This is a genomic window from Lentzea aerocolonigenes (genome assembly GCF_000974445.1).
GTDB lineage: Bacteria > Actinomycetota > Actinomycetes > Mycobacteriales > Pseudonocardiaceae > Lentzea > Lentzea aerocolonigenes.
Genome location: NZ_BBOJ01000003.1, coordinates 428,180 through 453,491, shown reverse-complemented (window position 1 = coordinate 453,491; position 25,312 = coordinate 428,180). Strand labels below are relative to the sequence as shown.

General features: G+C 71.1%; 25 protein-coding genes and 1 pseudogene. 7 read left to right on the top strand and 19 right to left on the bottom strand.

What is annotated here, in order from left to right; all coding sequences use genetic code 11:
• Positions 1-83 precede the first annotated feature (83 nt).
• The 4 genes from AOM45_RS08055 to AOM45_RS08040 all read right to left on the bottom strand — a co-directional run bounded on the left by AOM45_RS08055 (position 84) and on the right by AOM45_RS08040 (position 3,074).
• Positions 84-1,076 (bottom strand): LacI family DNA-binding transcriptional regulator, encoded by a 993-nt coding sequence (locus tag AOM45_RS08055; protein WP_201779915.1) that lies wholly within the window; start codon positions 1,074-1,076, stop codon positions 84-86.
• A gap of 311 nt (positions 1,077-1,387) precedes the next feature.
• Positions 1,388-1,657, bottom strand: a complete 270-nt coding sequence (locus tag AOM45_RS08050; protein WP_030467122.1) for a hypothetical protein — start codon at positions 1,655-1,657, stop codon at positions 1,388-1,390.
• A 123-nt stretch (positions 1,658-1,780) separates the two neighbouring features.
• Positions 1,781-2,413 carry a hypothetical protein gene (locus AOM45_RS08045; protein WP_051783137.1) on the bottom strand — a complete coding sequence of 211 codons (633 nt, stop codon included), beginning with the start codon at positions 2,411-2,413 and terminating at the stop codon, positions 1,781-1,783.
• Between the two features lie 34 nt (positions 2,414-2,447).
• Complete coding sequence (locus AOM45_RS08040; RefSeq protein WP_236703211.1) at positions 2,448-3,074, bottom strand: RNA polymerase sigma factor; 627 nt, start codon at positions 3,072-3,074, stop codon at positions 2,448-2,450.
• Between the two features lie 194 nt (positions 3,075-3,268).
• Here AOM45_RS08040 and AOM45_RS08035 point away from each other — a divergent pair, with 194 nt between their 5' ends.
• Positions 3,269-4,006 (top strand): hypothetical protein, encoded by a 738-nt coding sequence (locus AOM45_RS08035; RefSeq protein ID WP_201779914.1) that lies wholly within the window; start codon positions 3,269-3,271, stop codon positions 4,004-4,006.
• A gap of 133 nt (positions 4,007-4,139) precedes the next feature.
• Here the strand turns inward: AOM45_RS08035 and AOM45_RS54100 are convergent.
• The 4 genes and pseudogenes from AOM45_RS54100 to AOM45_RS08020 form a co-directional block, all read right to left on the bottom strand.
• Positions 4,140-4,325: pseudogene (locus AOM45_RS54100) on the bottom strand (DUF4326 domain-containing protein); the annotation flags it as partial.
• 60 nt (positions 4,326-4,385) lie between these two features.
• Positions 4,386-5,237, bottom strand: coding sequence for a trypsin-like serine protease (locus AOM45_RS08030; RefSeq protein WP_030467118.1), 852 nt, complete (start codon positions 5,235-5,237; stop codon positions 4,386-4,388).
• 113 nt (positions 5,238-5,350) lie between these two features.
• The gene (gene rph / locus AOM45_RS08025) at positions 5,351-7,939 is read right to left on the bottom strand and encodes a rifamycin-inactivating phosphotransferase (protein ID WP_030467117.1); all 2,589 of its coding nucleotides are present in this window, start codon (positions 7,937-7,939) and stop codon (positions 5,351-5,353) included.
• 151 nt (positions 7,940-8,090) lie between these two features.
• Complete coding sequence (locus AOM45_RS08020; protein ID WP_030467116.1) at positions 8,091-8,801, bottom strand: TetR/AcrR family transcriptional regulator; 711 nt, start codon at positions 8,799-8,801, stop codon at positions 8,091-8,093.
• Positions 8,802-8,857: 56 nt separating this feature from the next.
• Here AOM45_RS08020 and AOM45_RS08015 point away from each other — a divergent pair, with 56 nt between their 5' ends.
• The 5 genes from AOM45_RS08015 to AOM45_RS07995 all read left to right on the top strand — a co-directional run bounded on the left by AOM45_RS08015 (position 8,858) and on the right by AOM45_RS07995 (position 14,149).
• The gene (locus AOM45_RS08015; RefSeq protein ID WP_236703210.1) at positions 8,858-9,748 is read left to right on the top strand and encodes an NmrA family NAD(P)-binding protein; all 891 of its coding nucleotides are present in this window, start codon (positions 8,858-8,860) and stop codon (positions 9,746-9,748) included.
• A 64-nt stretch (positions 9,749-9,812) separates the two neighbouring features.
• A complete protein-coding gene (locus tag AOM45_RS08010) occupies positions 9,813-11,189 on the top strand; it encodes a DHA2 family efflux MFS transporter permease subunit (RefSeq protein WP_236703208.1) in 1,377 nt (458 codons plus the stop codon).
• Between the two features lie 3 nt (positions 11,190-11,192).
• On the top strand, positions 11,193-11,960 hold the full coding sequence (locus AOM45_RS08005) for an isocitrate lyase/PEP mutase family protein (RefSeq protein ID WP_030467113.1): 768 nt from the start codon (positions 11,193-11,195) through the stop codon (positions 11,958-11,960).
• 64 nt (positions 11,961-12,024) lie between these two features.
• On the top strand, positions 12,025-13,005 hold the full coding sequence (locus tag AOM45_RS08000; protein WP_030467112.1) for an RNA polymerase subunit sigma-70: 981 nt from the start codon (positions 12,025-12,027) through the stop codon (positions 13,003-13,005).
• A 289-nt stretch (positions 13,006-13,294) separates the two neighbouring features.
• Positions 13,295-14,149, top strand: coding sequence for a hypothetical protein (locus AOM45_RS07995; protein ID WP_030467111.1), 855 nt, complete (start codon positions 13,295-13,297; stop codon positions 14,147-14,149).
• Here the strand turns inward: AOM45_RS07995 and AOM45_RS50650 are convergent.
• Together AOM45_RS50650 and AOM45_RS51695 are read right to left on the bottom strand one after the other, a co-directional pair.
• Positions 14,146-14,289 (bottom strand): hypothetical protein, encoded by a 144-nt coding sequence (locus AOM45_RS50650; protein ID WP_156093764.1) that lies wholly within the window; start codon positions 14,287-14,289, stop codon positions 14,146-14,148. The genes AOM45_RS07995 and AOM45_RS50650 overlap by 4 nt on opposite strands.
• 195 nt (positions 14,290-14,484) lie before the next feature.
• Positions 14,485-14,658, bottom strand: coding sequence for a DUF5999 family protein (locus AOM45_RS51695; protein WP_169774246.1), 174 nt, complete (start codon positions 14,656-14,658; stop codon positions 14,485-14,487).
• A gap of 191 nt (positions 14,659-14,849) precedes the next feature.
• Between AOM45_RS51695 and AOM45_RS07990 the strand changes: the two genes are divergently transcribed.
• Entirely contained in the window at positions 14,850-17,156 is a 2,307-nt protein-coding gene (locus AOM45_RS07990) for an ATP-binding protein (RefSeq protein ID WP_030467110.1), read from the top strand.
• 10 nt (positions 17,157-17,166) lie between these two features.
• Here the strand turns inward: AOM45_RS07990 and AOM45_RS07985 are convergent, their stop codons facing one another.
• The 9 genes from AOM45_RS07985 to AOM45_RS07945 form a co-directional block, all read right to left on the bottom strand.
• A complete protein-coding gene (locus tag AOM45_RS07985; protein ID WP_030467109.1) occupies positions 17,167-17,466 on the bottom strand; it encodes a hypothetical protein in 300 nt (99 codons plus the stop codon).
• Positions 17,467-17,566: 100 nt separating this feature from the next.
• A complete protein-coding gene (locus AOM45_RS07980; RefSeq protein WP_162185643.1) occupies positions 17,567-17,908 on the bottom strand; it encodes a Fur family transcriptional regulator in 342 nt (113 codons plus the stop codon).
• Between the two features lie 74 nt (positions 17,909-17,982).
• The gene (locus AOM45_RS07975; protein ID WP_236703205.1) at positions 17,983-18,543 is read right to left on the bottom strand and encodes a GNAT family N-acetyltransferase; all 561 of its coding nucleotides are present in this window, start codon (positions 18,541-18,543) and stop codon (positions 17,983-17,985) included.
• Positions 18,540-19,958 carry an ABC transporter ATP-binding protein gene (locus AOM45_RS07970; RefSeq protein ID WP_035909831.1) on the bottom strand — a complete coding sequence of 473 codons (1,419 nt, stop codon included), beginning with the start codon at positions 19,956-19,958 and terminating at the stop codon, positions 18,540-18,542. The genes AOM45_RS07975 and AOM45_RS07970 overlap by 4 nt, the downstream gene beginning before the upstream one ends.
• The gene (locus tag AOM45_RS07965) at positions 19,955-20,728 is read right to left on the bottom strand and encodes an ABC transporter permease (protein ID WP_035909828.1); all 774 of its coding nucleotides are present in this window, start codon (positions 20,726-20,728) and stop codon (positions 19,955-19,957) included. The genes AOM45_RS07970 and AOM45_RS07965 overlap by 4 nt, the downstream gene beginning before the upstream one ends.
• A 40-nt stretch (positions 20,729-20,768) precedes the next feature.
• On the bottom strand, positions 20,769-21,713 hold the full coding sequence (locus AOM45_RS07960; protein ID WP_201779913.1) for an ABC transporter permease: 945 nt from the start codon (positions 21,711-21,713) through the stop codon (positions 20,769-20,771).
• Positions 21,710-23,227, bottom strand: coding sequence for an ABC transporter substrate-binding protein (locus tag AOM45_RS07955; protein WP_030467104.1), 1,518 nt, complete (start codon positions 23,225-23,227; stop codon positions 21,710-21,712). Before AOM45_RS07955 ends, AOM45_RS07960 begins: the two co-directional genes overlap by 4 nt.
• A gap of 11 nt (positions 23,228-23,238) precedes the next feature.
• Positions 23,239-24,003: a class I SAM-dependent methyltransferase gene (locus AOM45_RS07950; RefSeq protein WP_030467103.1), complete on the bottom strand. Its 765-nt coding sequence runs from the start codon at positions 24,001-24,003 to the stop codon at positions 23,239-23,241.
• Entirely contained in the window at positions 24,000-25,166 is a 1,167-nt protein-coding gene (locus AOM45_RS07945; RefSeq protein WP_030467102.1) for an MFS transporter, read from the bottom strand. The genes AOM45_RS07950 and AOM45_RS07945 overlap by 4 nt, the downstream gene beginning before the upstream one ends.
• Positions 25,167-25,312: the final 146 nt, after the last annotated feature.

The window sequence follows — 25,312 nt, the reverse complement described above, 5'->3', positions numbered from 1 at the left end:
ATACCGTTGGAGCAGCAGGAAAGCCGGTTCGCACCGGACGCCTGGGACGCCCACGACGCGAGCTGGTCGCGTGGTGCTCGTGGCTAGGCGGGCGGGGGTGCGGTGGAGGCGCGGACGATCAGGTCGACCTGCCGGCGGTCCGTGACCGGAAGTGCCTGTCCCGGTTTCTCCATGGCGTGCACCAGAAGGGCGAGTCCTTCTCGTGCGACCGAGTCGAACGGCTGTCGCACCGTCGTCAGGGGAGGGGTGATGTAGGCGGCGACGGGAACGTCGTCGAAGCCGACGACGCTGACGTCCTCCGGCACCTTCCGGCCGGCCTCGGTCAACGCGCGGATCAGCCCGATCGCCATGTCGTCGTTCGCCGCGAACACCGCCGTGGCGTCCGCCGGCAGCTGACGACCGGCCTGGTAGCCGGAGCCCGCCGACCAGTCGCCTTCGAAGACCGGTGGCTCGGCGGCGTCGCGCGCGGCGAGTGCGGCGCGCCAGCCGTCGAGCCGGTCCTTGGCGGCGAACCAGCGCCGGGGACCCGCGACGTGGTGCACGGTCGCGTGGCCGAGGTCGAGCAGGTGCTCGGTGGCGGCCCACGCCATGTCGTGGGCGTTGACGCTCGCACTCACGACGCGCGGCGCCGCGAAGGCCGGTGGCGCGCCGAGAACGAGCACCGGCACGTCGACCTCGACCGGCACGGGACCGTCGTCGATCGGCTCGGAGATCACGATGCCGTCCACACCCTGGTCCAGCAACGAGCTCACCGCCCCGGTCACCCCGGCCGGGTCACCCTCCGCGGTGCTGACCACGCGCAGCGCGTAGCCGGTGTCTCGCGCGGCCCGCTCGATGCCGAGGAGCAGCGAGGCCGGACCGTAGAGGGCGGTGCCGAGTGCGACCACGCCGATGGACCGGGTACGTCCCGAAGCGAGCGCACGTGCCGCGTTGTTGAGCCGGTAGCCGAGCTGTTCGGCGGCGTCCAGCACTCGGCGGCGGACGTCGGCGGACACGTACGGCTCGTCGTTGAAGACCCTGGACACGGTCTTCTGCGAGACCCCGGCCAGACGGGCGACGTCCACGCTGCGCGGCACTGCTGAGCTCCCACTCATCTGTTGGGTCACGTCTCCTGCGGCTGGTTTGCCGATCTTGGCGGTGTGACTGCGTAGTCATGACTGCGTAGTCATAGTGCGGGCGTGGGGGCGCGTCGTCAAGGGGCTACCTGCGGAGAGGTGAGTGGGGAATCGGTGAGCGGCAGGGCTCGGTGAAGGGCAGGCGCGGCGGGGAAAGGCGGGCGCGGCGGCGGAGTTCGCGTGGGGCGAAGCGCGGGCGACGCCTCACGCGGTGCGCCAGCCCTTCAGCCACCGGAGTTCCCGCCCGCACCGTCAGCCGGCGTGGCCGGGCCTCACGCGGTGCTGCAGTCCCGCAGCCACCGCAGCTCTCGTGCCGCCACCGTCGACAGCAGCGGCGGCGCGTCGCACAGGGTCTGCTCGGCCGCCAGGATGTCGGCTCTGAGCTCCTGCAGGAAGAGGGCGCCGGGCGTCAGAGCCACGATTTCCCGCTGGCACTGCAGGCAGTGCGCGCTGTGGAGGCGGAACTCTGCGGTCTCCTCGGGGCTGAGCATCTCGAGCAGGTAGCTGCCGGCGGAGATCACGTGTGGACAGTCGTCGGTCAAGGCGATCCTCCAACTTCCGGGAGGTGGGAAGGGGGCGGACGAGCGGCGGCGTGAGGGGCAGGCCGCCGCCCGTCCGGAGTGGACGACCCGGTGAGGGAGAGGGGCAACCGGGTCGTCCGCGGGTCAGCGGTTCGGGTGCGTGGGCTTGCCCTGGGTGTGGTCGGGCTTCTCGGGCTTGCCGGGCTTGTCGCCGAGCAGGTCGGCGCAGAAGGCGGGCACGCGGTCGGCGCCGCCCGCGGCCGTGACCAGCGCGCTGAACGCCGGGTTGTCCTTGGCCTTGCCGTGTTCCGCGCCCGCGCCTGCGGTGTAGGCCTGGCAGAGGCCCTTGAGCGACGGCGAGGGGGATGCGGTGTTGTCGGGCTTCTTCTCCGGAGTCCCCGGTGAAGGGGTGGTCGTGACGACCTCCGAACCCGAGGGGAGCACGGGTGCCTCGCGCTGGTGACCGGGCAGGGTGCCCGTCGCGGCGGCCAGTGCGATGCCGCCCGCGGCGAGAGCCGTGACGCCGGCGATCTTCGCGGTCAGCACGTTCGCCAGTGCGATCTTGAGCATCCAGGGTCTCCGTCGCTGAGGGGCCGGGGCGAGACGAGCGGCCCGGAACGCGGCCACGGCGGCCTGTTCACCTGCCAGCTCACCGTCGCGGGCCGGAGCGGCGGCCGCCGTGAGCAGGTCGCTCAGGCGGTCGTGTCCGGTGGCCTGGCCGCGCAGCAGGTGCTCCGCGGTGCGTCGGCCGATGCGGCGGGAACGGTGGTCGCTCATCTCATGTCCTTCAGCGTCAGGGCTTCGTTTTTTGTCACTCCCGTGGTGTTCGCCCTGGTGGATCGAGGTGCGCGGCCAGTGTGCGCAGACCCCGGTGCGCTGCCGTGCGGACGGCGCCGGGGCGCTTGCCGAGCACCTTCGCGGCGGCCTTGGCGTCGAGGCCGACGACGACCCGCAGCAGCACCGCTTCCGCCTGATCCCTGGGCAGGCGGGCGATGAGCGCGAGTGCGGCGTCGGTGGCCACGGAGTCCACGGCGGCCTGGGCGGTGTCGTCCGGTCCGGCGTGCTCTGGCAGTTCCTCGACGGTCCCCTGCACGGCCGGCCGCCGCTGCTGCCGGCGCAGGTGGTCCAGCGCGCGGTTGCGACCGATCGTGGTCGCCCAGCCGCGGAACCCGTCGAGGTCCCCGCGGAACGACCCCAGGTCCCGCGCGATCTGCAACCAGGCGTCGGACGCGACGTCCTCGGCGTCCGCGCCCACCAGCACCCGCAGGTACCGCAGCAGCTTCGGCTGGAAGTCCCGGTAGAGCACCCGGAACGCGTCCTCGTCACCCTTGCGGGCCGCGGCCAGGATCTCGTCCGGTGTGACAGCGGCGAAGCGCTGCGGCACCCACGTGACACCGGAGATCTCACCGCTGTCGCCGAAGCCCGCCGCACTCTGCACGCGCGGCATCCTGAACGAACGTCAGCCTCCTGCCAACCCCTTGTCATCGAGCCCGATGTGTATTAACCGGCGCTCCCGCGGGTCTCGTCCACATCGGACGCCGACCGCCCGTGAGCTGCGTCGACGCGCGGTTTTGGACATGTCGGCCTACCGTCGAACCGACCGTCTGGGTGCTCGGACGTGAGGTGATGATCGTGATCGATCTGTCTTCGTTGTCGACCCTGCCCGCAGGCACAGGAACCGCGCCGTGGCCCGGTCACGAGTACGCCAAGGGGTGGGGCGTGTTCGGCCTGCCGTTCGACTCCGGCCACGTGCTCGCCCTGCGCGTGTTCCCCGAAAGCGACTTCGGTCCGTACCGCTCCCTCTGGCACCGCGAGCCCGGCGGCGACTGGTCGATCCACGTCGACGGCCCACGCCTGGACACGGCGTGCCCGCGCTACTACGGCGCCGCGTGCCGCCAGACCGCCCACGCCCGCATCGACGTCGCCTGGACCAGCAGGACCTCACTGCGCGTCACGGTGGACTCACCGGCGCTGGACTGGACGATGACCGTCGGCACGACGCGCCTGCTCGACGTCGTCAACGCCATGAGCGCCGCGCTGCCGCTCGCGACCTGGCGACCGCAGCCCCTGGTGCGCGCCCGCGAGCTCATCGCCCGCGCCCTGGGCCTGGGCCGGGTCAAGATGGCCGGTGTCATGCCGAGCGGCCACAACGGGAAGCTGATGCCGGAGCGGATGTACTTCATCGAGTCGTCACGCGCGACGCTGGACGGAACCGACCTGGGCAAGCCGGTGAGGGCGAAGGACAACCCGATGATCGGCGGCGTTCCGCTGCCCGCGCGCGGGGTGCTCGCGATCGGGCAGGCGACCTGGGAGATCCTCGACCAGGAGGAGCACGAGCGCACGCGGCGGGCGGTCGAAGGGGCGCCCTGAGTCCGGGGTCGGCGAGGTCGTCGGCACTCCGAGTCACGCGTTGGCGAGCTCCTCGAGCACCTCGGCGTGACACGCACCAGCAGCCGAGCGTGCGGCCGCGCAGCTCCGGCAGCCGGGCGAGCAGGTCCGGGCGGCCGAGCAGCCACGCGCGGTACTTCGCCACGACCTCTTCGCGCGTGCCGTCGGGGCCGGGCTTGAACGGGTTCGCGAACGGGGACGCGTCGAGGTGCCACCCGCCGCGGTGCATCGCCCTGCCGACGTACACGACGTCGGCGTAGTCCGGGCCGTCGCGGTGTCCTTTGAGGTTGACCACGGTCATCGGACCATCATCGGGCAGCCAGGACGAGGTGTGCCCGGCCGGGCACACCTCGTCCCTCGATCAGGGCAGCGTCACGAACGGGCGCAGGAAGTCCCTGGCACCGGGCGTGTCGAGCCGGTAGACGACGTTCGTCGCGTAGCACGGCGTGTCACCGGTGATCGTCGTGGCGGCGAGGGTGAACTGGCCGTCGATCGTGGCGAAGTTCGGGCCACCCGAGTCGCCGTAGCAGGCGCCGCCGTTGCCCTGCGGCGCGGTCATGGCGAGCCGCACCCACGCGTTGTTCAGCGCGTTGAACGTCACCGGCGCCTTCATCCGGACGCCGCCGCCGGGGTGGGTCTGGCCGCCGGGGCCGCGGCGGGCCTCCTGCGTGCCGTAACCCGCGACCAGCCAGGGCGTGGTGTTGAGGCCCTGCGGCCCGAGCTCGCCCAGCCGGTTCGCCGTGGGCAGCTTCGCCGGGGTGAACGACCAGCGCGCCTTGATCTGCTGGGCGGACACCTGGATGACGGCGATGTCGTGCGTGTCGTCGGCCGAACCGGGGTAGGAGGGATGGGTGTGCGCGGTGCCCGGCACGGCGACCGCGGCGGCGATCTGGGCCGGCGTGCCCGTGGCGTTGTCCAGTGCGGTCTGGACGTCCTGGGCGAGCGACACGAAGAACTTCACGTTCGCCGGCCAGTCGCTGGTGCAGTGGGCGGCGGTCAGGAACGTGTCGGCATCGATCATGGTGCCGCTGCAGACCCAGTCGACGCGGTCCGGGGTCGCCGGGTTGTCGTCGTTGTCCCAGGTCGCGATGAGCGCACCGACCTCGGTGCGTTCCGGCGCGGGAGCGGCGTTGTAGGAGTTGATCGCGGACGCGGGCAGTGCGGAGACGACGAGGAGCGCGGCGGTGACCGCGGTTGCTCTGATCAGACGCATGGGTGAAGCCCTTTCGACGGCGTGCCGGGGATTCAACCTCTGCGCCAACCGCCGCAACACCCTTCACAGATGACTCGTGGGGTGCCGAACGCGGCGTCCGGCACCCCCGCTCGTCAGTCCGCGTCGAGAATCTCCACGTACCCGTCGGTCCCGTTGATCCGGATCCGCTGACCATCCCTGATCAACCGGGTGGCGTTCTCGACCGCGACCACCGCCGGCAGGCCGTACTCCCGCGCGACCACCGCGCCGTGCGTCATCGGGCCCCCGACCTCGGTCACGAGTCCCGCGATCGCCACGAACAACGGTGACCAGCTGGGATCCGTGTGCGCCGTGACGAGGACGTCACCCGGTTCGAGATCGGCCTCCGCCATGTCCAGGACGACCCGGGCCCGCCCCTCGACCGTCCCGCCGGACACCGGCAGGCCCGCCAACGCGCCGTCCGGCAGGTCGTCGCGGCGGTACGCCCCGGTGACGGCCTCACCGTCGGATGTGAGCACCCGCGGCGGCGTGAGCGTCTCGTACGTCCGGAACGCCTCCCTGCGCTCGTGGATCAGCTCGTCGTCGACCTGGCCGGACCGCACGACGTCGTGAAGTTCTTGCAGCGTGAGGAAGAAGACGTCTTCGGCGTCCCGCAGCACGCCGGCCCGCACGAGACGGCCGGCCTCGTCCAGCAGGGCCTGCTTGTAGACGAAGTAGCGGCTGATCATGGAGTACTTCGGGTACTCGCGGTAGCCGATGAACGTCCGGACGCGCTCGATCATCCGCTTGGCCTCGCCGGCCTTCTCCTCGCCGTCCGGCAGGTTCCGCAGGCGTTCCAGCAGCTGCTGTTCGAAGTCCGCCGCCTCCTGCCGTCCCTGCTCGAAGCGGCGTTCACCGGTGCCCTGCTCGAAGTTCCTGACGTTGGTGAGGATCAGAGGCAGCAGCGCGGAGGGACGCTCGCTCCACCGCGGCCTCGTGATGTCGATCTCGCCGACACAGCGCATGCCGTACTTCGCGAGGTAGTCCTCCAGGGCGCCACGTGCTTCCTTCCCGCCCGCGAGGTCGTCCAGTTCGTCCAGGAAGTCCTCGTGCTGCACCTTCTGCAGGAACGCCACGACCTCGGGATGCGGACGGATCACGTCCGCGACGTCGAGCAGCGCGAGGCCCATTTCCGACGTGACGTTGTGGGGAGCGGAGAGCGTGAGGGTGTCCGCCGCGTTCTTCTCGCCCAGCCACTCGTGCAGCTTCTCGTTGAGCCACCAGGTGGCCTGCATCCCCGCCATGATCACCTGGCTGCTGCGCGGGTCGAACAGGACCCGGCGCAGCTCCTGGAAGTCGGCGAGGACGAAGTCGATCAGCTCGGCTCCGGACTTCGCCGCGATGTCGTTCTTCAGGGTGGCGACGGACGCCTCGGCGTTCGCGATCAACTCGGTGACGACGTCCGGATCGGTCTCGATCGTCGCCGGCACGGCACCGGGAATCGGCTGTGCGGTGCCGTCGTCGGGGACGGACGGGAGGAAGCCGTCGCGGTCGATCACGGTCCGCAGTGCGTCGCCCATCAGCGTGTCGGACTTCCCCGCGACGTCCATGAACGCGGCCCGGCTCGTGGGTGCGGCCAGGATCGGGGTGACGTCGACGAACAGCCGTCCGCCCGCCACCGCCATGGGGCGCGGCGTCGTCAGTTGCCACACCGACAGGCCCAGGGGCTTCATGGCGTCGGTCATCATCTGCTGGTGACCGACGGAGACGTAGACGTGGTTCTCCTGGTCGCCGCTCTCGGGAATCGGGAACAGCGTCGTGATCGGCCGGCTCTGCACGACCTGGAACTCGTCGTCCGCCAGGCACCACTCGATGTCCTGCGGGCGGCCGAAGTGCGCCTCGATCAGCCGTCCGAGCCGCGCGAGCCGCACGACCTGGGCGTCCGTCAGCGCCGGGACCTCCCGCTCGGCGGGGTCGACCGCCTGCTCCCGGGTTCCGCCGTCCGGCAGCGCCTGGATCGCCAAAGCCTTGGCGGAGACCGTCTTCTCGACGATCTCGTCGTCGACGACCTTGTAGACGTCGGTGTTCACCAGGCCGGACACGACGGCCTCGCCGAGGCCGAAACTGGCCTCCACCGCCGCGATCTTCCGGTTGGACGTGACGGGGTCGGCGGTGAAGAGAACGCCGGCCGCGTGCGGGAAGACCATCTGCTGCACGACGACGGCCATGCTGACCTCGCGGTGGCCGAAACCGTTGCGCAGCCGGTAGGTCACGGCCCGCTCGGTGAACAGCGAGGCCCAGCACCGGCGGACGTGCTGCAGGACCGCCTCCGGTCCCACGACGTTGAGGTAGGTGTCCTGCTGGCCCGCGAACGACGCCGTCGGCAGGTCCTCCGCCGTCGCGCTCGACCGCACGGCGTACGCGGCCTCGTCGAGTGCGTCCCTGATCGCCGCGGCGACGTCGCCGGGAACGGCGCTGTCCTCCAGCACCCGCCGGAGCTCCGCACTGCCCGTGCGGATCGCCTCCCGGTCGTCCGGGTCCAGCCCGGCCAACCGGTCCAGGTGCTCGTCGATCGACGGGATGTTCCGCATGAATCGCTTGAACGCGTCGGTGGTGACGCAAAAGCCCGGCGGTACGCGAACGCCGTTGATCCGTGAAAGTTCTCCCAGGTGTGCGCCCTTCCCGCCGCACGTCGCGAAGTGCGTTCGGTCGATCTCCCTCAGGTCGAGCACAAAGCTGCCCATCCGTACCTTTCCCCCGATTTCCGCAGGTGGTGGCTGCGGGTGCAGATTCTGCGGCACGACGGGGGCCTTGCCGCAAGACCCCCGGTGCGCTATAAGTTGAAAGTGGCAGGGAGTGCGAATCTCCTTGCCTTTGCTTTTTCCGCCCGAATTCTCACGGTCGTCTGGCTTGGAGTTCGGTCATCACGCGGGTGAGCCACTCGGACAGCAGCGTTCTTTCCGCGTCGCTGAGTGCGGGAAGCTGAGGCAGGGCCGTCAGGAACGCGACGACGAGGGCGGCGGGCCCGGCGTCGGGCCGTTCGGGCGCGCTGGTGAGGATCTCCCCGAGCACCGCGTCGAGCAGCACGTCCGCGAGATCCGGGTCGCGGTGGTCCTCCGGCCTGCCGAGCAACGCGAGCGCGGCGCCGCTGCCTGCGGCGTGGATCATCTCGACCGCGCGTTCCTGCGAGACCTTCAAGAACCCCGCGGCCGCCACCCGTGCGACTCGGGCCCGCAGCACCGCGGTTCCGGCCGCGGTGGCGGAGGAACGGCGTTGCCGCTCCGGGTCGACGAGGAGCAGGAACACGTCGGGGTTCGCGAGGTTGAACGCGAGGTGGGCGCGCCAGGCGGCACGCAGGTCCTCGACGGGGTCGCCGTTCTCGCCGGCCGCCCTGGCCGCCTTGTCCGCGACGTGGTCCGCCATCACGCGTTCCGCGACCGCCTCCAGGAGGCCGTCCTTGTCGCCGAACAGCCGGAAGATCGTCGGCGGGGGCACGCCCGCCTCCTGGGCGACCGCGCGGGTCGTCACCGCGCGGGCGCCGCTGGTGCGCAGCAGGTGGGTCGCGGCCGAGACGATCGCGGACCGGGTGTCGGTGAGCTCCGGCATGGATCGATGGTATCAGGATCTTGATATCAACGATCCGGATCAGTGGTAGCGTTTCGGTGAATCACTGGTTCAGGCTGGAGGAAGCCATGATCGTCGTCACCGGAGCCACCGGACGGCTCGGCCGCAAGATCGTCGAGAAGCTGCTCGACCACGTTCCCGCCGACACCGTGGGCGTCAGCGTGCGCGACCCGGACAAGGCCGCCGCGCTCGCCGGCAGGGGCGTTCGCGTGCGTGCGGGCGACTTCACCGACCCCGCGACGCTGGAGCACGCCTTCGAGGGTGCGGATCAGGTGCTCGTCGTCTCGGCCGCGATCCGGGGCCCGCAGGCCGCCGGGGCCAACGCGGCCGCGATCGACGCCGCCGTGCGCGCGGGAGCCTCCCGCGTGCTCTACACGAGCCACCAGGCCGCGTCGCCCGGTTCGTTGTTCGATCCAGGGCGTCAGCACGCGGGGACCGAGAAACACCTGGCAGGGCACGGCATCCCGCACACCGCCCTGCGCCACGGCTTCTACGCGAGCACGTTCGAGCTGTACGTGCCCGCCGCACTGGAGACCGGCGAGTTCCGGCTCCCGCAGGACGGCCCGGTCTCGTGGACCGCGCACGACGACCTGGCCGAGGCGGACGTCGTCGCCTTGACGCGTCCCGGTGTGCTGGACGGGGTCACGCCGCCGCTGACCGCTCCCGAGGTGCTCGACTTCTCCGACGTGGCAAGGGTTCTCAGCGAACTCACCGGCCGCACGATCACCCGTGTCGTCGTGGACGACGAGGAGTGGAAGGCGACGGTGACCGCCCAGGGCGTGCCGGCCGTGGCGGCCGAGTTCACGCTCGGCATGTTCCGCGCGGCCAGGGCCGGTGAGTTCGCGGTGACCGATCCGGCGCTGGAGCACCTGCTCGGACGTCCGGCGATCCCGGCGCGCGCGGTGCTCGAGGAAATCGTGCGCCGCTGAGCGATTCCTCCCGCCACCGCCACGAGTCCATGTCTCCGCAACGTTCCGGCGGGAGGAGACGCACGTGGTCACAGTGGTCAAGCGGAGATCGACGCGGACGTGGGTGCTGGTGATCACCTCGGTCGCGTCGCTGATGGTCGTCCTGGACGCGCTGGTCGTCGCGACCGCGCTGACGGCGATCAGGACGGATCTCGGTGCGTCGATCACCGAGCTGGAGTGGACGGTGAACGCCTACGGGCTGAGCTTCGCCGTGCTGCTCATGACGGCCGCGGCCGCCGGTGACCGGTGGGGCCGCCGGCGGGTGTTCGCGGCTGGTGTCACGGTGTTCTCGGTGGCGTCACTGGTCTGCGCGGTCGCGCCGACCATCGAGGTGCTGGTCGCGGGACGGGTGGTTCAGGGCGCCGGGGCGGCGTTCGTCATGCCGCTCGCCCTGGCGTTGCTCGGGGCGGCGTTCCCGCCGGAGCTGCGGCCGAAGGCCCTCGGCGTGTTCGCGAGCGTGAGCGGGATCGCCGTGCCGCTGGGGCCGCTCGTCGGCGGTGCCGTGGTGGCCGGCATCTCGTGGCCGTGGATCTTCTGGATCAACGTCCCGATCGGCGTGGTGCTGCTCTGGCTCGCACTGACGAGGATCGACGAGAGCCACGGCCCGGACCGCGCCGTCGACGTGCCGGGAGTCGTGCTGATGGGCGCCGGGACGTTCGGTCTCATGTGGGCGTTGATCCAGGGCAACGCCCAGGGGTGGGGCAGCGCCGAGGTCGTCGGGTCCGGCGTGGCGGGACTGGTGGCGATCGGGGTGTTCGTCGCCTGGCAACGCCGTGCGACGCATCCGATGCTGCCCCCGCACCTGTTCCGCTCGCGCCGGTTCACCGCGGCCAACGTGGTGATCTTCTTCCACTGGAGCTCCGCGTTCGGCGTGGTGTTCTTCATGGCCCAGTTCCTGCAGACAGGGCTGGGGTACGGGCCGCTGGCGGCGGGGCTCGCGCTGGCACCGTGGGGTCTGACCACGGTGGTCGTGCCGCAGTGGGTGGGGCGCAAGGTCAGCCGGTTCGGTGAACGGCCCTTCGTCGTCGCCGGGCTCGGCCTGCACGCGCTGTCGATGGTCTGGATCGCCCTCGTCGCCGAGCCCTCGGTCGGGTACGCGGCGATCGTCGCGCCGATGGTGCTCTCCGGAACGGGCATCGCGATGTGCCTGCCCGCCGCGCAGAGCGCCGTGCTGACCTCGGTGGCGCCGCAGTTCATCGGCAAGGCGTCCGGTGCCTTCAGCTCCATGCGGCAGCTCGGCGGCGCGTTCGGCGTGGCGGTGCTGGTCGTCGGCTTCACCACGGCCGGGAGCTACGCGTCGAGCGAGGAGTTCTCCCACGGCTTCACCGCCGCCGTCCTGACCGGTGCGGGCCTCGCGGTCGTGGGTGCGCTCGCCGGAACCGTCATTCCGCGAAAGGGGTAGATCATGTCCGACCTCAAGGCGCACGCCTACCTGCTGCGCGAGCTGCACCAGGGAAAGTTGCTAGTCCTGCCGAACGCGTGGGACGTGCCCAGCGCGGAACTCGTGGTGGAGAAGGGTTTCCCCGTTGTAGCGACGTCGAGTGCGGCCGTGGCGGAGTCGCTCGGCCACCGCGACGGCGAGAACGCGCCGTGGCGGGAGATGTTCGCGGTCGTCGCCCGGATCGCCGCCGCCGTGCCCGTCCCGGTGACGGTGGACGCGGAGGCGGGCTACGGCCTGCCGCCGGAAGAACTGGTGGCGCGGCTGCTGGAGTCCGGTGCCGTGGGCTGCAACCTGGAGGACACCGATCATCGAGCAGACGGTCTCGTGGACGCCGCGGCGCAGGCGGACCGGCTCGCTCAGGTGCGCGCCGCCGCGGAGGCCGCCGGAGTCCCGATCGTCGTCAACGCGAGGATCGACGTGTTCCTGCCGTCGAGCGGGATCGCCGAACCCGACCGGCTCGACGAGGCGATCCGGCGCGGGAGGCTCTACCGGGACGCGGGCGCGGACTGCGTCTACCCGATCGGCGGGTCGACCAGCCACAACCTCGCCCGGATGGTCGGTGAGGTACCGGCACCGGTCAACGGGAACACCACCGACGAGCTCGACCTGGAGGCGTTGCGGGCGCTCGGGGTGGCACGGGTGTCCTACGGCCCGCGCTTCTACCGCGCGGGGGCGTCCGGCTTCAGCGCCGCACTCGACCGGCTCAGCGCCGAGACGAGTCCGGTGCGGTAGCGATTCCTTTTGCCCGGCCGCGGAGTCCAAGGAAGAGTTGACGACCTGCGACCGGGAGCGTGACGTGTCTGCTGAGGTGCTACCACCGTTGACCAGCGTGCGGCTGCACGACGAGTTCGGCCTGCTGCGCGACGGGCTGGTCGTGCACTGCTACCGGATGACGGGCTCGTACCAGGACGCCGAGGACGCCGTCCAGGAGACGTACCTGCGCGCGGTGCGCGGCCTGGCCGGGTTCGAGGGACGGTCCTCGGTCAAGACCTGGCTGTACCGGATCGCGACCAACACCTGCATCACGGCGTTGAACCACCGGAGCCGGCGGGTACTGCCGTCCGGCCTCGGCGCACCGGAGAGCGACCCCAGTGTTCGCGTCCCCGGTGACGAGTCCATCGCCTGGCTCTCGCCGCTGCCCGACGCCGTGCTGAGCCACCGCCCCGAGGACGTGGTCGTCCGGCGGGAGTCGGTGCGGCTGGCGTTGATCGCGGCCCTGCAGTACCTGCCGGTGCGGCAACGGGCGGCGCTCCTGCTGCGAGAAGTGCTCTCGTGGTCCGCCGCGGAGATCGCCGAGACGCTCGACGTCAGCGTCGCGGCGGTGAAGAGCCTCCTGCAACGCGCCCGCAGGCGGCTCGACGAGCTGGATCTGGAAGGCGAACGGCTGGAGCCGCCGGACTTCGAGCTCGAACGCGTCCTGCTCGACCGCTACATCACCGCGTTCGAGGCGGGAGACGCCGCCGCGATCCGGGAGGTCATCCACGACGACTTCAGCCTCGAAGCCGTGCCGCACACCAGCTGGTTCAAGGGCGTGCACGTGTGCATTCCGTTCCTGGAGAGGAACTTCGCGTCCACGCGGGGCAACGTCCGGCTGCTGCCGACCAGGGCCAACGGTCAGCCCGCGATGGCCGGCTACCGGCGTGACGCTTCAGGTGTGCTGCGGGCGGACTGCCTGTGGGTGCTGACCCTGGTCGACGGACGCTTCTCCCGCTCGACCAAGTTCGAGGGGCCGGAGCTCGTCACAGCTGCGGGTTTCCCTCCGGTGTGGAATCGCTGAGGGTCGCCACCGCGGCGACCCACGCGACCGTCCGCCCCGTTCCGGTCACTGCGGAGGACCCTTCTCCCGGCATCCTCCGCACACGACGGCCGCCAGCAGGACGAGCAGCACCTCCACCAGTCGAGCGGACAACAACGAGCTCTCCACCAGGTTCTCCATGACGTTTCCTCTCGGCCGAACACCGTGATTCCACGATGGCGGCCGAAATGCGGCCCCGTCATCCTCCTGTTCAGGACGTTGTCGCCACCCCGCCCGTGTGCTGGAATGAGGTGATCTTCAAGGGGGTCCAGTGCACTTCAACGACGAAGTCGACTGGCCGGAACTGTTCCGCGGCTACATCTCCCGGCCCAGCCAGGCGGATCCGCGCAATCCGCGCCGATGCGTCTACATCGCCACGATGGTGTTCCTCAAGGCCGGCCTCAAAGAGATCGAGGACCAGCTCTCCGGCCGGAGCCGAGGCAGCCGCGACGAGCTCGCGGGTGCCCGGTTGACGAGGCCCATGGTGCTGCGCCGGGCCGCCGAGATCGCGGAGAAGTTGCCGTACGACGACGTGCACGTGGGCGAAGGCGCGTTCACCGACCGGTGGAAAGGGGCCGGCGGCATGGCGAACTACTTCATGTGCCTCGTCAAGTACACGTGCAAGGCGCCGCGCTGGGGTCAGTTCCTGAACTACGGACCGCGCCAGGCGCTCGCCGCACTGCCCAAGGTGCGGGGCGGTGAGCTCGACCTCACCGATCTCGTCTCCAAAATCGCGATCCACGACCTGCGGATGCGCATCCGATTCGCGAAGTACTGGCTCTTCCAGCTCTCACTCGTCATCGACGAGAAGTGGCGAGCCGTGGCCATGACCGCCTATCGCGAGTTGCTCGACGCCTATTCCACTCGGTGGGTACCGGTGTACCAGGAGGGTTTGCGGCTGCTCGGTGTGCGGTTCCGGCCCGGCGTCACGGCCGAGACGCTCAGCGCGATGGTGTCCGCCCAGACGTCGGGGTTCGCACAGCACCTGGCGGGAGCCGGGGACGACACGAAGGAGAGCCGCGACCTGTTCGTCACGTCGGTGCAGGCGCTCATCTACGCGGCGCTCGACCCGGGCGACGGACGCGGTGTGTCGGACGCGCTGCGCGAGGTTCTTCGGCCGTCCTAACGCACGAGCTCCGCGGCGACCCGGCCGCACCGGGTGAGCCAGGTGCCGACGTGCAGCCACTCGCGGCCGCGTCGGTTGGTGACCAGCACCGTCGGCCGCAGGCACCGCGGGCACGGTTGTGGTGCGGAGTCGATGGTCATGACGTCTCTCCGGAGTCGTGAGGTCGAAAGGCGGGGCGGACGGCCCGACCGCAGAGGCGCGCTGCGGCGAGCAGACCGTCCACCCCCGCCCGCCCGGTGGAAGCCTGCGTCCGTCGGGGGAGGCGACACAGGCATCGGGGAGTGCACCGGGCACCGCTGAGGGCAGCCGACGAAGCAGACCGCCCCCGAGCGAGTTCAGGCGGCGGGAGCGACGACGCGGTGGTCGGGCAGCATGAGACCGCCGTCGTCGAACAACACGATCCCGTTGCAGAGCAGGTACCAGCCCTGCTCGGGGTGGGCGACCGCGATCTCGGCCCACTGGCCGCGCGGGTCCGCCGCGGCGGGGCACTGCGGCTGGTGCTGGCACATGGCTTGCGCTCCCGGTGGACCCGGCGGCCGGTTCTGCTCCGGCCTGTGTGTTCCGGGCCACATGAAGAAAGAGTGGTCCTCCCGGCCCGCGAACACATCGGGAGAAGTACGTAGACACGTACGGACGTTGTCCGAAACGTTGCGGGATTCCACTCTGCGTGGCGGACGGCACCGCACTACCGTGCGTTGGTATGAGCACGGTCGTCCGGAGGAGGGCGTCGGGACTTCCTCTGGAACTGAGCAGTTTCGTCGGCCGCCGGCGCGAGGTGGACGAGGGCAGGCGCCTGCTGTCGGCGTCACGCCTCGTGACTCTCACAGGACCGGGCGGAGTGGGCAAGACACGACTTGCCCTCGAAGTGAGCCGCGCGGTGCGCCGGGCGTTCCCGGACGGTGTGGTGCTCGTCGAACTGGACGAGCTGCGCGACGCGGAGCTGGTGGCGAACGCCGTGGCGCTCGCCGTCGGGATGCGCGAGGCGGGCCGCACGTCCGTCGAGATGCTCGTCGCCTACCTGACGTCCCGGCGGTTGCTGCTGGTGCTGGACAACTCCGAGCACCTGGTGGACGCCGTCGCCGGACTGGCCGCCGCGCTGCTGCCGCACTGTCCCGAACTGCGGATCCTCGCCACGAGCCGGGAGAGCCTCGGCGTGCCGGGCGAGGTCGTCATGCCCGTGCCGCCGCTCAGCCTCCCCGACCCGGGGCGGCTGGACGAACGGGAGCTGAGCAGGTCCGAGGCCGTCATGCTGTTCGCCGAACGGGCGGCGTCCGTGCGCCTCGGGTTCACCGTGAGCGCCGACAACGGGGACGTGGTCGCCCAGATCTGCCAGCGCCTGGACGGCCTGCCGCTCGCGATCGAGCTGGCAGCGGCACGGGTGCGGGCGTTGTCGGAGAAGGAGATCCTCACCCGGCTGCTGGACCAGCCGCAGCTGCTGACCACCCGGCTGCGGCACCTGCCCGCCCGGCAGCAGACGCTCCGCTCGTGCATCGAGTGGAGCCACGGCCTGTGCTCGGAACAGGAACGGCAGCTGTGGGCCCGGCTCTCGGTGTTCGCGGGAGGGTTCGAGCTCGACGCCGCGGAGGACGTGTGCTGTGCCGGCGGACTCGCGACCGAGGACGTGCTGAGCACCGTGACCTCGTTGCTGGACAAGTCGATCCTGGTCGCGGAGCAGCACGGCGACGTGATGCGGTACCGGATGCTCGAGACCATCCGGGAGTTCGGTGTGGAGCAGCTCCAGCACACCGGCGAGCACGCCGAACTGCTCCGCGCGCACCGCGACTTCTACCTCGGTCTCATCGAGCAGGCCAACGCCGAGTGGGTGAGCTCCCGGCAGGTGTTCTGGTTCGCCCGGCTGGACCGCGAGCACGCCAACGTCCAGGCGGCCGTGGACCACAGCCTGAAGGAACGGGGGGAGTTGGATGCCGCGTTCCGGATGGTCTCCGGGCTCTTCCACTTCTACTGGTGGGGCCGCGGCTGGGCGAGGGAGGGCCGCCTGTGGCTCGCGCGCGCACTCGACCGGCCCGCCCCTCCGTCCGCCGTCCGTGCCGCGGCTGCGCTCACCGACGGCAGCCTGGCGTCCGCGGACGGCGAGTTCGACGTGGCCCTGCAGCGCCTGGCGGACGCGAAGGCCGCCCCGGAGATCCTCACCGATCCGGCCATCGCCGCCTTCGCCGACTGGGTCGAAGGCAGCGTCGCCCTGTACAGCGGAGACCTGCCGAAGGCCATCGAGCTGTTCGAACGAGGCATCGCGCTGCTGCCTCCCGGCGTTGACGTGCCACGCCGCCTCGACCTGATGCTGAGCTACTCGAGCGCGGTGGGTCTCGTCGGCGACGTCGCCCGCGCGACCGCGTGCCACGAGGAGTGGCTGCGGCTCACCGAACCGCCTGGCGAGCGCTTCCACCGCTCGTACGCCCTCTGGTCCATGGGAATCTTCGCGATGGCGCAGGGCGAGCACGACCGTGCCGCCGAGCTGTACCGCGAGAGCATCAGCCTGCGCCGCGACATCCGCGACCTCACCGGGATCGGCTGGTCGGTGGAGTCGCTGTCGTGGGTGGAGGCCGCGCTGGGCCACGCGGCACCGGCGGCGACGCTGCTCGGCGCGGCGGACCGGGTGTGGGAGATCATGGCCCGCCCGCTGAGCACCTACCAGCACATGTACCCGTACCACGAGGAAGCCGAGCGGGTCGCGCGCGCACAGCTGGGCGACGCCGGGTTCGACGCCGCGTTCGAACGCGGGCGGAGGATGAGCGTCGACGAGGCCATCGCGTTCTCGTTGAACGAGGAGGTCCCGGCCGAGCCGGTCCAGGAGGCGCCCCGCGTGCTGACCCGGCGCGAGACCGAGATCGCCGGGCTCATCGCGGAAGGCCTGACCAGCAGGGAGATCGCGGACCGGTTGGTGATCTCGGTGCGGACGGCGGAGACCCACACCGAGAACATCCTCGCCAAGCTCGGGTTCAAGTCCAGGGTGCAGGTCGCGACCTGGGTGTCGGAGCACCGGTCGTAGGCCGTGCCGGTCAGACGGGGTCGGTGAACGAGATCGGCTTGCCGGTCGCGAAGGCGTGGGCGATCTCCCTGCTCGTGGACTCGCCGATGTAGCCGCCGGGGTTGACGACCAGAACCCGGTCAGCCAGGTCGATCTTGCGCAGGTGGAGGGCGTTCACCACGGCCCGCTGCTCGGTGGTGATCGAATCGCCTGGTTCGCTCGGCGCGACGACGATGACGCCCGCGAGAGTCAGCTCGCGGTTCGCCGCACGCAGCTCGTCGACGAACCGGGTGGAGCCGCAGAGGCAGACGATCTCAGGTCGGTCGGGCACGGCTGCAGTCCTTCGGCTCGAACGGAAAACCGTCAGTGTGCCGAGTGCGGTTCACGTGCGCCACGCCCGCTTCGACGACGTCATCGGCACCGCTTGATCATCACGTGCACTCGCCGCACGTGCCCGTGATCGTCACGCGCACGAGCACGTCCGTGTAGCCCTCGGCGGGTGTCCACGCCGGGAGAGGGGCCGAGCTCGCCGGGATCTCGATCGTGCGGTGGCACGCCGAGCAGACCAGGTGGTGGTGGGGACGGTCCGAGCACCGGCGGTAGCGGCGTTCACCGTGCTCGTCGACCACGACGTCGACCAGGCCGCGCTCACGGAGACGCCGGAGCGCTCTGTACACAGTGGACGTTCCCAGCGGGTGGCCGAGGTCGTGGATCCGCTGGTGGAGCTCGCTCGTGCTGACGAACGTGTCTTCGCGCCCGAGAGCCGTGAGCACGAACCGTGTGCTGGGCGACAGCGGTCGTGGGTGGAAACCGTTGCGAGCAGTGCGTTTTCCACCCACGACGTGCGTCACCTCAGTTCGGCCAGTGCCGGTACGGGAATCTCGAAGTGCACGGTCTGGTTGCGCTCGGGATCTCCGTCGCGCGCGTCGCACACCTCGACCGCGACCGAGCGCCAGAACGCTTCCGCGCCGGGCACTCGGGTGTCCGTGTGCAGGTAGATCTGTTCGTAGCCGGGGGTTTCGGCGATGAACCCGACCGCGGCGTCGACGAGGGCACGGGCGAGGCCGCGGCGGCGGTGCGACGGCCGGACGTACACCCGGAACAGCTGCGCTGTCCGGTCGCCCGAGTAGCGCTCGGCGAGCCAGGCCGGGTGGGGCGGGCTGGCCGGTCCCTGGGCCCGCACGGCTGTGGTGCCCACGACCTCGTCGCCGTCCACCGCGACGAACAGCGCGTGCCTGGGGGTGTCCAGGTAGGTGCCGGCCAGGTCGATCACGTCCGTGTGCCACTGGGGGCGGTAGCCGTGACCGAACTCGCGGTAGAAGGTGTCCAGCATGACGCTGCGGGCGCCCGGCAGGTCGGCGTGGGTCGCCAGCCGCACCTCGTGGGACCCCTTGTGGTGCTTGATCACTTCATCCTCTCTTCGGCGCCGTCGAGGGTCGTCTCCACCGGGCCGTGTGCGACGACACGTCCTTCGTGGAGCACGACCACCCGGTCGGCGAGGCGGGCCACGACGTCGAGGTCGTGGCTGATCAGCACGAGCGCGCACGGCACGCCCGCGAGCAGGTCGAGCAGCCCGGCGCGGGTCACCGCGTCCAGGCCCGAGGTGATCTCGTCGCACACGAGCACCTCGGGTTCGGCGAGCAGGGCGCGCACCAGCGCGGCCCGCTGGAGCTCGCCGCCGGACAGGCCCCGCGGCCGGCGCAGCACCGTCTCCTGGGCCAGTCCGACGCGGTTCAGGGCGGTGAGTGCTGCGGCACGGGCGTCGGCGGGACGCACTCCGCGCAGCCGCACCGCCGTCCTGGCGACCTGGTCCAGCACTGGCCGGTGCTCGTCGAACGACCCCCGCGCGTCCTGGAACACGTACTGCACGGCGGCCAGTTCCGCCCGCGACCGGCGGCGCAGCGACCGGGCGAGCAGCCGGTCGTGCAGCAGCACCTCGCCGCTGGCCTGCTGGTGCAGACCGGCGAGGCACCGGCCGAGGGTGGTCTTGCCGCTGCCGGACCGCCCGACGACCGCCAGCCGTTCGCCGACCTCCAACTCGACGTCGTGCAGGACGGTCGCGTTGCGGTACAGGGCAGTCAGGCCGCGCACCCGCAACCGTGGCGCCTGTTCCGGTGTAGTGGTGGGTGCCGGCGGCACGGTGTCGAGCAACGCGCGGGTGTAGTCGTCGCGCGGGTCGGTCAGGAGTTCGTTCGCCGGTCCGGCTTCGACGACGCGTCCGGCGCGCAGCACCACGATCTCGTCGGCGAGCGCCCGCACCACCTCGACGTCGTGGGTCAGCAGCACCAGCGCCACGCCCTGCGCGACGACGGCGGCGAGCTCACCGACGACCTCGTTGCGGGTCAGGGCGTCCTGCCCGGTGGTGGGTTCGTCGGCCACCAGGACCGCCGGGTCGCCGACCAGCGCCTGGGCGAGCACGACCCGTTGCTGCTGACCGCCGGAGAGCTGGTGCGGGTAGCGCCGCAGCAGGTCGGCCGGCACCCGCGCCCGGCGCAGCGCCGTGCCGACGAGATCTTCGGGATCACCGTCGTGCAGCGCCGCGATCTCCCGGAACACCGAGCCCAGCCTGCGCACCGGGTTGAGCGCGGACGCGGGTTGCTGGGGCACGAACCCGACACGTCCGCTGAGGCTCACCCGACCGCTGACGGTCACGCCGGGCGACCGCTCACCGAGCAGTGCCAGGCCGGTCGTCGTCTTGCCGCTGCCGGAGGCACCGACCAGCGCCAGAACCCGTCCCGCAGACAACGCGAAGCTGACCCCGTCGAGCAGGACGTTCTTGTTCGCCTCGGCCCGCAGGTCCTCGACGTGCACGACCGGGCTCACGTCCGCACCTTCCTGAGAGCGCGGTCGAACACCAGGTTCAGCCCGACGGACAACGAGACGATCAGCAACGCGGGCACCACGACCGTCAACGGTTGCAGGAACAACCCACCCCGGTTGCGGTCGACCATCACGGCCCAGTCCGCCGCGCCGGGAGGCACCCCGACCCCGAGAAAACTGGCCGACGCCACCAGGTACAACGCCCCGGTGAGTCGCACCCCCAGGTCGGCGGCGAGCGTACGCACCATCGACCGTCCGGTGTAGACGATCGAGGTCTGCCACCACGACTCGCCCTGCATGCGCATCGCCTCCAGGGCGGGACGTCCGGAGATCTCCAGCGCCGCCGCGCGTGACAGGCGGGCGACGTCGGGGAAGTTGACGAGGGCGACCACCGCTATCAGGACCGGAAGTCCTTGTCCCGCAATGGCCGCCACGAGGATCAGGACCAGCAGCGACGGCACCGCCAGCACCACGTCCAGCGGCCGCATCAGCGCCTCGTCGACCAGTCTGAGGCGCGCGGTGGCCGCTAGTACGCCGTACGGAACGCCTACGACGTACGAGAGTGCGGTGGCGATGAGCGCCACGAGCACGACTGTTCGGCCGCCCGCGAGGACCTGGTGCCAGGCGTCGCGGCCCACGAAGTCGGTGCCCAGGAGGCCTTGCGGCATGAAGGGGGCGGCGCGGGGGTGGTCGTCGGGGACGAAGAGGGGGCCCAGAAGGGCGAGGGTCAGGGGCGCTGCGATGAGGAGAGCGCCGAGGCCTGCGCGCTTCACGCGACCACCGCCGAGTCGGTCGCCGTGCTGCTCACCAACGTCACGCGACCACCTCCGCCCGCGGCGCCAGCCGGAACGCCACCAGATCCGCCACCAGGTTCACCGCCACCGTCGTCACCGCGAACACCACCGCCAGCCCCTGCACCACCGGCAGGTCCCGGCCCGCCACCGCGTCCACCAGCACCGTCCCCAGCCCAGGAATCACGAACACCGCCTCCACCACGATCACCCCGCCCAGCAACCAGTCCGTGGTCCGCGCGACCTGCTGCACCGCCGGCGCCAGCGCGTTCGGCAGGGCGTGGGCGAAGCGGATCCGTGACTCGCCCAGGCCGAGGCGGCGGGCGTGGCGCACGTAGTCCGAGGCCAGCGCGTCGAGCATGCCCGCGCGCACCAGGCGGCTGATCGAGCAGATCGGGCGGGCCAGCAGCACCACCAGGGGCAGCACCAGGACCGCGGGCTGGGTCAGGAGATCCGCGCCCACCGCGGTCGGGGGCAGCCAGGCCAGTTGGACGCCGAACACCGCGATCAGCACGATCGCCAGCGCGAACTCCGGGATCGAGTGCAGCGCCACGCTCACCGACGTCAGCGCTCGGTCCAGCAGGCTGCCCTCGCGCAACGCGGCCAGCACCCCGGCCAGCACCGAGATCGGTACCAGCAGCACCAGGGTCAGCGCCGCCAGGACGACCGTCGGGCCGATGCCGGCGAACAGGAAGTCCGCCACCGGACGGCCTGACACCAGGGACACGCCGAAGTCCAGCCGGGGCAACCCCGCCAGCCACGACACGAACCGTTCGGAGACCGAGCGGTCGAGGCCCATGGCCGCGCGGATCGCCGAGATCCGCGCGGGGTCCGGGTTGTCGCCCGCCAGTGCGACCGCCGCGTCGCCGGGCAGGGCCTGAACCAAGAAGAACACCAGCGTGACCACGGCCAGCACCTGCACCAGGCCGAGCGCGACCCGGCGGGCCGCGTAGGAGGCGAGGCTCACCCCAGCCACACCTTGTCGAAACGCGCCCAGTCCAGCGTGTTCGCGGGCGCGTCGGAGATTCCGCCGACGTTCGGCTTCGCGCCCACGATCCAGTCGGCGAAGCCCCACATCAGGTAACCGCCCTCGGCATGCAGCACGCGCTGCATCTCCACGTACGCCTCGTTCCGCGCGCCTTCGTCCGAAGTGGACACCGCCTTCTCGTAGAGGGCGTCGAACTCCGGGCGGTTCCACTTCGTCACGTTGGTACCGGCGCCCTTGAGGAGGCGTTGCGCGATGTGGGTCTCGATCGGCATCGCGCCGGAGCGGAAGCTCGACAGCGAACCGTTCTTGAGCGTGTCGGCCCAGTAGCTGTCCTTGTTGCCCTGGACGACCTCGATCGTCAGGCCCGATCCCTTGGCCTGGTCGGCGAACACCGTGGCGGCCTCGACCATCCCGGCCGCGGCGGTGGACGTGTCGAGCTTGACCGTCAGGCCCTCGGCGCCTGCCTTGCGGATCAGGAACTTCGCCTTGTCGAGGTCCCGCTCCCGCTGCGGAATTGCGTCGGCGTAGTGCTGGTAGCCCTTGCCGAACAGGTCGTTGCCGACCTGGCCGCTGCCCGCGAGCACCGACTCCACGAGCTGAGGCCGGTCGACGAGCAGGAACAACGCCTCGCGCAGGTCGCGGTTGTCGAACGGCGCCCGGTCGAGCTTCATGGCGAACGCCTGCACGGCGCTGTTGGGCGCGCGGTGGATCGCCATCCGGTCACCGGAGGCGTGGCTGCGCGCGGTGGTCGGCGTCAGGTCGTGCGCGTACTCGACCTGGCCACCCAGCAACGCGTTGGTGCGCGCGGACTCCTCGTTGGCGATCAGGAACTCCAGCTCGTCCAGCAGCGGCGCGCCCTCCCAGTAGTCCGGGTTCCGCTTGACCAGCACGGACTTGCCCGGCTCGAACGACACGAAGCTGAACGCTCCCGACCCGACGGGCTTCGTGAAGTCCTCGGTGCCCTCGGGCACGATGTACGCGCCGAACGCCGCCAGGGCGTTGGGGAATTCGGCGAACGGCCGCTTCAGCGCGAACTCCACCGTGCGGTCGTCGACGGCGCGGCTGTTCGGCAGGTCGATCAGCGCGAGGCTCGACTTGGCGCGGAACGCCCGGTTCGGGTCGAGGATGCGCGCGTAGCTGGCGAGGACGTCCTGGGCGCGGACCGGTCTGCCGTCGTGGAACTTGGCCTGGCGCAACGTGATTCGCCAGCGGGAGAGGTCCGCGCTCGGCTCCCACTTCTCCGCCAGCCTCGGCTGCGGAGACACGTCGGTGCCGAGGTCCGCGAGCTTGTCGTACAGCGCCTTGGACCGGGCGGCCTCGACGAACAGGTTCGCGAGGTGCGGGTCGAGGACCTCCTTGGCCCCGCCGCCCGCGAAGGCGGCACGCAGCCTGCCACCGGTGCGCGGGGCCGAAACCGGGGCGCTGCCGCACCCTGCCAGGGTGGCGACCGTCAAGGTGGTGAGACCGAGGAAACCGCGGCGGTTGAGGGACATTCTGGTTCCTTTCAGCGGAGGCGGGCCACGACGTGGAGGCGGTCACCGGACAGCGCGGTGCTCAGCGGGGCGTTCGCCGACCACGGCTGGTCCGTGCGCGGACCGGGGGAGTCGAACAGGGCGAGAACCTCGAACCCGGCGAGGTCGAGCAGGTGGCGCAGCTCCTGGGGGAACAGCAGCCGCCACGCGGACCGCTGCACGAGCGGTTCCGCGCCCCACTCCCAGGTGCGGCGGCGGCGCAACAACTGCGCGGCGTGGTCGATCCACAGCTCGGTGTGCGAGGTGTACTCGGTGCCGCGCCACGTCACCGAACGCGTGCGCACGCCGTCGAGCAGTTCGGTGTTGCCGAGGAAGAACGCGCCGTTGCGCATCTCCGCGACGAACAACCCGCGGGGCCTCAGGTGCGCGCGGCACCGGCTGAGGAACGCGTCGAGGTCGGCGTTGGTGTGGCAGTACAGCATCGCGCTGTCCAGACACGTGATCACGTCGAACGTGCGGCCCAGGTCGAAGCCGCGCATGTCGGCCAGCGTCACGTCGACCTCGGGGTGGTGCTTCCGGACGTGGGCGAGCATGCTCTCCGAACTGTCCACTCCGGACACGCGGTAACCGTTGCGGGACAGCCACCCCGCGTCACGGCCGGTGCCGCACCCGACGTCGAGCAGGTCCCGGCCTCCGTCGAACCGGGTGACCAGGTCGTGCACGAACCGGGCCGCGACGTGGCCGGAGTCGGGGAACTGGTGCTCGTACAGCTCGGGGTTGTCGGTGAGCAGGTTCATCGGACGGCCCCTTCCAGGGTGAGAGCTCCACGGCGGTGCAGCCAGGCCATCCCGGCGGCCCCGGCGAGCCCGATCGCGACGCACAGCAGCGACGCGAGCCGGTCGCCGAACCCGCTCACCCAGCCGATCGCGGCGTTGCCGGCGGCCGCGGCCACCCCGGATCCGAGGTAGAACACGCCGAAGTGGGTTCCAGCCAGGCTGTCCGGGCCGAACGACGGGATGAGGTCGTAGACCAACGGGTGCGCGATCATCACCCCGACGGCCAGCGCGAGCGTGGCGACGAGCACCGGCACGAGCCCCGACCACAGCGCGGGCGCCGCGAAACCCACCCCCATGACAGCAAGTCCGACCGCGATCACCGGCCCGCGTTCGCGTTCCGCCAGCAAGCGGGTGAGGCGGACCTGGAACAACAGCGTGACGACGGTGGAGACGACGAACAGGACCGCGACCACCGCGTTAGACCCGCTGGCCTTCTGCGCCTGGATCGGCAGCAACAGGTAGAGCTGGTTCTGCAGCACGAACATCACGCTCAACACGCACGTGAATGCCACGAACCGGCGGTTGGCCATGCACTCCCGCCAGTCGCCGAGGATCGACCCGCCCGTGCGGGTCGCCGGGCGCGCGGGCAGCACGACGGCCTGCGCGACCGTCAGCACCGCGAAGATCCCGGCCGCCACGAGCGCGGACACCCGGAAGTCCCACAGCAGCAACACGCTGCCGAGCACCGGCCCGAACAACGCACCGGCCTGCGCGTAGACGTTGAACCGCGCGAACGCCTCCGTGCGCGCCTCGCCCGCCTCCAACGCGATGTAGGCGCGCACCGCCGGGTTGAACAGCGCCCCGGCCAGCCCGCTGAGCACCGACGCGGCCAGCACGACGGCGAGCGACTCGCCGATGGCGAACAACCCGAACCCGACCGCGCGCAGGGCACAGCCGACGAGGATCGTGGTGCGCGGGCCGAGCCGATCCGACGCCGTGCCGCCCACCAGGAACAGGCCCTGCTGGCTGAGCGTGCGCACGCCCAGCACGACGCCGATCACGGCGGCGGACATGCCGAGGCTGCCGAGGTGCGTGGCGAGGTAGGGGATGAGCAGGTAGAAGCCGGTGTTGACGGCGAACTGGTTGAGCAGCAGGAGCCGGACGGGGAGGGCGAAGCGGGTCATCGGGGCACCACGTCCAGGCCCGGTGCCGCGGACGGTCGCGGGGCGCCGCCCGGTCGCGGGGCGCTGCCCGGTCGCGGGGCGCTGCCCGGCTGCGGGACGCTGCCCAGTCCCAGGGCGCTGCCCGATCGCGGGTGGTGGTGGGGGAG